We start from the raw sequence: 4,106 nt of genomic DNA, 5'->3' as shown, positions 1-4,106 counted from the left end.
GGCAGGCGGTAACAATCGGGCCGTTACCATGCGGTGGAGAGGCGATGCATGTGTCTTGATGCGTGCGGGACGAGATGTCCTCGACGAGACCGCGCAGGAAAATGCCCCGGTCATGCTTTGCCAGAAGCTTGGATAGGTTGGATGGCGATCAGGGTTTTCCGGCGGTTGAAGCGTCGAAACTCCCTCTGGATCATGCATCTCGCTGGCCGCCCAGGATGACACCGGTTACGTCGATGAAATTACACCATGCTTGCGGACGCTAACGAGCAATGCCCGTCTCCGAGTATCAGACACGAGCTTCATTGCCCTAAGATTCGGCTAGCATGGCTTTGTTGCGTTATTCGGGTTTAGGTCGAACTTATCCCTTTCCTTTCTCTCGTCAGCGCATGCGAACGGTCTCCGGCGAGCCGAGTGACGCGAAGCGGTTCATGAGTGCTATTCGGATCTGAACCTCTGCATCCTGCCGGTCGAAGTCTCTCGCCATGATGCGCTCACCCAGGAGCTTGAGACAACGCATCTTGACCTCTACGCAACTTCGTCGGTGATAGCCTGACCATTTCTTCCAGTTGGCCCGTCCGAAGCGTTTGCAGGCAAGTAGCGCTTCGTTTCGCGCCTGTAGGCCTAGATCATCCCCCTTCCAGGTGCGGGCATTTCGGCGCGGCGGTATGATGGCTTCAGCGCCTCAGCCCGCGATGGCGGCGTGGCAGCCTTTGGTGTCGTAGATCCCATCGGCGGTGACGCTGCCGATCTGCTCCTGCGGCGGTATCTGCACCGGCAGGTCGGGCAGAACCGGTGCATCTCCGATGCGGTTGCTGGTCATCTCGACAGCCCGCACTTCCAACGTATCGGCATCAATACCGATGTGGATCTTGCGCCACTGGCGACGGCGGCTGGCCCCGTGCTTGCGGACCTGCCACTCGCCTTCTCCAGAGAACTTGATGCCAGTGCTGTCCACCAGAAAATGCAGCGGCCCGGACGCCGCGCGATACGGGGTCTGCACCTTGAGGTGCTTCTGCCTGCGGCAGAGCGTCGTGTAATCCGGCACCGGCCAGTCGAGCCCGGACAGGTTCAGAAGGCTCTCCAGGAACCCCGTCGTTTTCCGGAGCGGCAACCCGAACAGCACCTTGATTGAGAGGCAGAATTGTATGGCCGCCACCGAAAACCTCCCAGGATGACCCGCCTTGCCGCTCGGGACCGCGAACCAAGCCATCTCCGGGTCAAACCAAACCATCAGGGAGCCACGGCGCTTCAGGGACCGACTATAGCCGGACCAATTCGTCGTTCGGAAACCAGGGATGGGTTTACTAATGGACAACCTAACCCGCTGACTCAAAAACATAAATCCATCAACCAAGGGGAAGTGCAACAAAGCCGCTCTGCGCGGCACAATATGCCTTCGGGGAGATGTGTGCGATCATCCTGCGGGCCATCAAGCAGGCACTGACGGAATGCGCTTCGGTCCTGCAGATCAGCCATTTCGCCGAGGCGTATCGCTTGCGCTATGACTGCGTTCCGGCCCTGAACCCGTTCCTGTCAGATAATTATCTTGCTGTGTCCGCACCGCGCTCGGTTCCCAGCCAGACGCCCGCCAAGAAGCGGCGGAGGGGATTATGACCTTCCTGTCCCGTCTGCCAATCTCCCTTTCCGCGAAACCGGGAGAGCCCGCATTTTCGTTGCTGGCGCGGAATACCGAGGCGAATGGCCGCCGCACCCTAGCCGAATTCTGCACCGCTGTGGGCATGGAGAAGAATCCGCTCTGCGCCGGCGATCCCGGGCAGGTTGCGCAGCTTGCCGCTCTGACCGGCTCCGACTGTGCCGAGCTGCTGGCGCAATCGCCACGCCAGATCGACCGGAAATACACCGATCTTCTCGGGCAGCGGTTTCTGACAGATCCATCCGAAAGGACGATCTTGCCATCTGTCCCGCCTGCTGGATCGACCAGGGGCGGGGCAGCCGGATGGATGCTGCAGAACTGGCAATCCACGCGAATTGGCTGCCCCGCATGCTGTCGAGTTGCGCGAGACATGGCGTTGCGCTGCTGTCCTTGCCCTATCGCGACTACACGACCTGCTACGATCCGCCGGCCCGTTGCCGCGCTGATCCGAACTGGCTTCACAGGTTGGAGGACATGATCGTCGAGCAGCGGCTGTCCCGTTTCGAGCGGGCCGTTCTGTGACAGCTTAATGGGCAGAGCGCCTGCCCGTGGCTGCCCGATCTGCAGATCGACGTTCTCGAGCGCTGGTGCCTTGGTCTCGGGACGATGACGCAGCTCGGCGGGCAATCCCCGGTCGAACTGGATACCGAGACGCAGGGCCAGCTGATCGACGAGGGCTTTGCCATTACCCTGGCGGGCCACGACGCCATCCAGTCTGCCGTCGACAAGGCGCTTGGCAAGTTCCAGATCCGATTGTCGGCGGCATGGCTGCATGGCTGGGCATTGCAGTCGGCCAATCCCGAAGAGTGTGGCGCGCTGCGCAGGCTGATGCGCCAGATGGGTCGGGATCAGGGGCAATATTGCCTGCTCAGCGTCACGCCTGCGGGTCGGTGCGACGTGCACACCGCTATTGGAAAGGCTGCCAAGGCAGGGGCGGTTGTTTCCTGCCCTGACGGTCTCGATCGTCACCAAGCGGTTTGCCACGATAAGGGAGGCGCTGGGGCTGGATCGTCCCGGTATCGTGTTCCATTCCACCCGGAAATGGTTCGTGACGCAGTGCGAGTGGGCAGGGGTGCCGGAGCATTTCACGGCATCCATCGTTGGCCACCAATCGGCGCGGTCGGAAAACAGGATGACCTATGGCATCTATTCCGCCGGGATCAGCGACGAACAGAAGCGCGAGATCGTCGAGAAGGTGGGGTTGCCATGCCTCTAGTTCCCGACATTGACGAGTTCGAGGAGCGGGCCGCTATCATGGAATATGATGGCGGTCTTTCTCGTTCCATGGCCGAGGATCGGGCAGCGCAGGAGCAGGGTTTCCGGGATGCCGCCCAGTTCCGTGAAGCCCTCGCCTATTACCTGCACACCGGACGTCTGGGAGGTTGGGATGACTGAACCCCTTGAAGTCTATCCTCTGGTGTTTTCCGGGGGGCGGTGGTGGCTGCCCTATGGCCACGAGGCTGATGCTGAATCCCTGTCGCGCGTGTTTGGCAGCGATTGCTCGGTGGTCTTCCTTGGGCCGGGTGGTGGCAGCCTCGCCTATGACGTGACGGACGAGGGGGAGGAGGTGGTCAGGCTTGACGATGAGGGCTGGCTACCCCTTGCCCGTGCTGTCCTTGCCCCGTGGCAGAAGCAGGCAATTCAACTGGTCATGGATGCCATCGACAGCATGTAAAAAATTTCCTCGGCGGCTTTGGTCGCCGGGGAGCACCACTTTTCTTTTTTTATCGCCACCTTATCTATGACGCCCACGACGGAGACGGGACGGGATGCAGGAAGAGCCACCGAACGAACCAGCACTAGAAGCAGCACCGCAGGAGATCATCTTTGACTCGCAGCATTCCCGGCCTTTGGACACCGCCGTCTGGACGGAAGACCCCGCCTTGATTGGTCTGGTGCAGGAGATCTGGGACGAACACCTTGCTGCTGATGAGGCAGGAAAGCAGAAAGGTGGCAAGAAACCCGCGCGGCCCTATATCGAACAGCTCCGGGTGCTGGTGACGGCGCTTTATCTGGTGTGGCGGGAGGACCCCCTTCTCTGTTTGGGTATGCCTTTCTCGGAAGGAGCCTGGAGCAGCAAATCCCGGTATAATCTTTTGGCGTTGACCAAGCATGTGGTGGTGCTGGTGAAGCGGTTGAATGCTGCTGGATTGGTACGAGTATCGACTGGAAGCTATGCCGCCCCCGGAGCCAAGGGAAACAGGACGAGCAGAATCCAGGCCAGCACGGTACTGCAAAAGCGATTCGAGGAGCTGATCGTCAATCAGAAAGCGATCTGCACAGTCCCAGCAGAATGCATCATCCTGAAAACGATATCGGGAAAAGCAGCAAGGCTATCGAGTACGAGGACACCGATGACACTCGTCGCATGAGGTTGGAAGGTCACGGCCTATAACGATCTTCTGACACGAACCTTCATCGACCTTGACCTGCCCCCCGGTCGTCCCTCGTT

General features: G+C 60.1%; 5 protein-coding genes and 1 pseudogene. 5 read left to right on the top strand and 1 reads right to left on the bottom strand.

The features are described 5' to 3' along the window. Window positions 1-379: 379 nt before the first annotated feature. Window positions 380-1,309: pseudogene (locus FE811_RS25960) on the bottom strand (IS5 family transposase). Window positions 1,310-1,404: 95 nt separating this feature from the next. On the opposite strand from FE811_RS25960, the gene FE811_RS25955 reads away from it, so the two are divergent. The 5 genes from FE811_RS25955 to FE811_RS25930 all read left to right on the top strand — a co-directional run bounded on the left by FE811_RS25955 (window position 1,405) and on the right by FE811_RS25930 (window position 4,026). Continuing rightward, entirely contained in the window at window positions 1,405-1,614 is a 210-nt protein-coding gene (locus FE811_RS25955) for a hypothetical protein (RefSeq protein ID WP_116220919.1), read from the top strand. Window positions 1,615-1,957: 343 nt separating this feature from the next. Further along, complete coding sequence (locus FE811_RS25950; RefSeq protein ID WP_036759654.1) at window positions 1,958-2,176, top strand: hypothetical protein; 219 nt, start codon at window positions 1,958-1,960, stop codon at window positions 2,174-2,176. An 84-nt stretch (window positions 2,177-2,260) separates the two neighbouring features. Beyond that, the gene (locus FE811_RS28560) at window positions 2,261-3,049 is read left to right on the top strand and encodes a hypothetical protein (RefSeq protein WP_244294904.1); all 789 of its coding nucleotides are present in this window, start codon (window positions 2,261-2,263) and stop codon (window positions 3,047-3,049) included. Continuing rightward, window positions 3,042-3,329, top strand: coding sequence for a hypothetical protein (locus FE811_RS25935; protein WP_036759651.1), 288 nt, complete (start codon window positions 3,042-3,044; stop codon window positions 3,327-3,329). The genes FE811_RS28560 and FE811_RS25935 overlap by 8 nt, the downstream gene beginning before the upstream one ends. A gap of 94 nt (window positions 3,330-3,423) precedes the next feature. Then, window positions 3,424-4,026 (top strand): hypothetical protein, encoded by a 603-nt coding sequence (locus FE811_RS25930; RefSeq protein WP_140849383.1) that lies wholly within the window; start codon window positions 3,424-3,426, stop codon window positions 4,024-4,026. Window positions 4,027-4,106 lie beyond the last annotated feature (80 nt).

Source organism: Paracoccus sp. FO-3, from assembly GCF_006386455.1.
Classification (GTDB): domain Bacteria; phylum Pseudomonadota; class Alphaproteobacteria; order Rhodobacterales; family Rhodobacteraceae; genus Paracoccus; species Paracoccus versutus.
The sequence above is the reverse complement of the archived record's forward strand: the minus strand, read 5'-3'. Positions and strand labels throughout refer to the sequence as shown.

What these genes read in the sequence shown, in the direction of transcription:
- FE811_RS25955 (WP_116220919.1), top strand. Translation starts at nt 1,405, where the DNA reads ATGTGTGCGATCATCCTGCGGGCCATCAAGCAGGCACTGACGGAATGC.
- FE811_RS25950 (WP_036759654.1), top strand. Translation starts at nt 1,958, where the DNA reads ATGGATGCTGCAGAACTGGCAATCCACGCGAATTGGCTGCCCCGCATG.
- FE811_RS28560 (WP_244294904.1), top strand. Translation starts at nt 2,261, where the DNA reads ATGACGCAGCTCGGCGGGCAATCCCCGGTCGAACTGGATACCGAGACG.
- FE811_RS25935 (WP_036759651.1), top strand. Translation starts at nt 3,042, where the DNA reads ATGACTGAACCCCTTGAAGTCTATCCTCTGGTGTTTTCCGGGGGGCGG.
- FE811_RS25930 (WP_140849383.1), top strand. Translation starts at nt 3,424, where the DNA reads ATGCAGGAAGAGCCACCGAACGAACCAGCACTAGAAGCAGCACCGCAG.